A 1,685-nucleotide genomic window follows, 5' to 3' on the forward strand; every position below is an offset into this window, starting at 1 on the left:
GAACACAAACTTTCTATTTGCTTACGGAACCATTGCCGATGCGGAGTTTTTCGGCTACCTACTCCAACGTAAGCCGGTTTATAAAAGCGCCCGGCTGTTGGATTATGAACTGCTGGTTAATCTGGAATCCGGCTATTTGTTTGTGAAACCTGGCCAAGGTAGTCAAGTTGCAGGTCAATTGGTTGAAGTTACTTCGGAAGAATTGGAAATACTAGATTTATGGGAAGGCGTCCCTTTTTATGAGCGGGAAACCTTGGAGGTGCAAACTGCAAATGGACCAGCCAACGCCTTTGTTTATAGCCAAAATCAGGCCAGCGGAAGCCCTCCAAACCTAACGCAACCAAAAGACAGAGCAAGCATGCTGGAAGAAATAAAGGCGTTCAGAATTTGGCTGGACACACACCGAAATCAAGGATAACGTTCGGCCAACTGTAATGCAGGATGGATTTTGCAGACTTCTAAAGAAAAACCAAAACAACTTTATGAAACGAATCTTCCTGCTCGCTCTCCTGGCAATTGCCTTTGCCTGCAAGCAACAACCGGAAATAACGCAGTGGCGTGGCGAAAACCGCTCCGGAATTTATCAAGAAGCCAAGCTTTTGAAAAGCTGGCCGACAGATGGTCCAACAACAGTTTGGGAAACCGAAATCGTAGGTAATGGCTACAGCAGTCCGATTGTGACCGATGAGTTTGTTTATGTTACCGGAGAAATTGACAGCCTCGGCTATTTATTCAAACTGGACCAAAATGGAAAAGAAGTCTGGCGAACGAGCTATGGAGGCGAATGGACCACAAACTTTGCTGGCAGCCGCGGAGCGCCAACTTTGGCTGGCCACTTAATCTATGTCTGCTCCGGATTGGGTGATATCGCTTGCATCGATACGGAGACCGGAAAAGAAATCTGGAGCAAAAATATGCTGCGTGACTTTGATGGCGTCAGCCCACGCTTTGGATTTTCGCAGGCACTTGTGGTCAACGACGACTTGATTTATTGCCAGCCTGGCGGTGCGGAACACAACGTAGTGGCTTTAAATCGGATGACCGGCGATTTGGTTTGGTCAAGCCGTTGTAAAGGCGAACGCCCGGGCTACAACTCACCACAACTTTTTGAATGGAACAAGCGGACCATTTTGGCAACTTTCTCGGCCTATCACCTTTTGGGCTTGGATGCTCAAACCGGCGAACTGCTTTGGACGCACGAACAAACCAATACCAAACCCGAAGAGCGCGAGCCGGGCAAGGGCGACACCCATGCCAATACCATTTTGTTTGACAACGGCTCGGTTTATTATTCTGCAGGCGATGGAAACTGCGGGGTGAAACTTCAGCTAAGTGACGATCGCACAGCCCTGGAGCAAATCTGGGCCACAAGCGATTTAGACAATTATATGGGTGGAGTCGTCAAGCTGGACAACCGGATTTACGCCAGCAGCCACCGTAAAAATCAGTTTATCGCGATTGATTGCGAAACCGGCGCTCAAACCGACAGCTTAAGGCTTGGCCGCGGTTGTACCATTTTTGCCGATAGCTTGCTGTATTTTTATGGCGATAAGGGCACCGTGTCGTTAATCAACCCGGCAGCTGACGGGCTGAAAACAATCAGCTCATTCAAACTAAAAAAAGGAACCAAAGAACATTTTGCCCATCCGGTTATTCATAAAGGCCAGCTTTACCTACGCCATGGA

Annotated in this window: 2 protein-coding genes; both read left to right on the forward strand. The window is 48.3% G+C overall.

All coding sequences use genetic code 11. From position 1 onward, the window contains the following. Window positions 1-418: gamma-glutamylcyclotransferase family protein (locus tag NC99_RS07670; protein ID WP_162231173.1), on the forward strand; the 418-nt coding region annotated here is incomplete at its 5' end. Window positions 419-482: 64 nt separating this feature from the next. Next, window positions 483-1,685 (forward strand): PQQ-binding-like beta-propeller repeat protein (locus tag NC99_RS07675; RefSeq protein ID WP_053181794.1); only part of this gene is annotated, 1,203 nt, incomplete at its 3' end.

The organism is Sunxiuqinia dokdonensis (genome assembly GCF_001270965.1).
Lineage (GTDB): Bacteria > Bacteroidota > Bacteroidia > Bacteroidales > Prolixibacteraceae > Sunxiuqinia > Sunxiuqinia dokdonensis.